The 823-nt window shown below is 58.1% G+C and carries 1 protein-coding gene; it reads right to left on the bottom strand.

Translation table 11 applies throughout. The features are described from left to right. Positions 1–89: 89 nt before the first annotated feature. On the bottom strand, positions 90–823 hold a 734-nt coding region (gene deoC, locus ALO64_RS16660), incomplete at its 5' end, for a deoxyribose-phosphate aldolase (RefSeq protein ID WP_054991757.1).

Genomic DNA, 823 nt, shown 5'->3' with positions numbered 1-823 from the left:
TTTCAGATTATCTCCTCATCAGGCTAACCACGGTTTTTGACCCGGCTCTTTGCCGGGTCTTTTTTGTCCTTCAAAAAGCTGCCCACCGCTCAAAAACCGTTGCCATACGACTCATACAGGCCAAGTCTGGCCAGCAAATCGTCCAGCAAGCTTGAGCCACCCAACCGCACGCGCCCGGCATTCATCCATTGCCGACCAAAACGGGCATGCGTCAGCATCATGTAAAAACGTGCCTCGTCGAACGTCCGGATCCCTCCCGCAACCTTCAACCCCACCTGCCCGCCGACGTCCGCGATAGACTCGAGCATCACCCGTGCAGCCTGCGGTGTAACGTGGGTGGCTGATTTGCCCGTGCTGGTCTTGATAAAGTCGGCACCCGAAACAATCGCATCGCGGCAAGCATTGAGGATCATTTGGGAATCGCGCAGATCGCCGGTTTCAAGTGTCGCGGTGAGTTTGACCCGCCCTGCACACAATGAGCTGCACGCCGATATCATCTCAAGGCCGGGCTGTTGATCTCCACCGAGCAGTGCGCGAAAGGGATACACGACATCTATTTCGTCCGCGCCGGACAGCAACGCGGCGCGAACTTGCGAGGTCACTGACTGAATGTTGCTGCTGCCGTGGGGGAAATTGACTATGGCGACAACCTTGATGTCATGCGCCTGCATACGGTCCAGGGTGGTACGTGCCAGACACACGAAACGCGGCTGCACGCAGACTGCGGCAACCTGCCCCACAGGCGTCCATGCGCGCTGACAAATGCCGACAATGCGCTGCTCCGTATCGTCGGCATTGAGGGCAAACTGAACCGCCCCGGGTT

The sequence above is a fragment of the Pseudomonas meliae genome (genome assembly GCF_001400515.1).
Lineage (GTDB): Bacteria > Pseudomonadota > Gammaproteobacteria > Pseudomonadales > Pseudomonadaceae > Aquipseudomonas > Aquipseudomonas amygdali.
The sequence above is the reverse complement of the archived record's forward strand: the minus strand, read 5'-3'. Positions and strand labels throughout refer to the sequence as shown.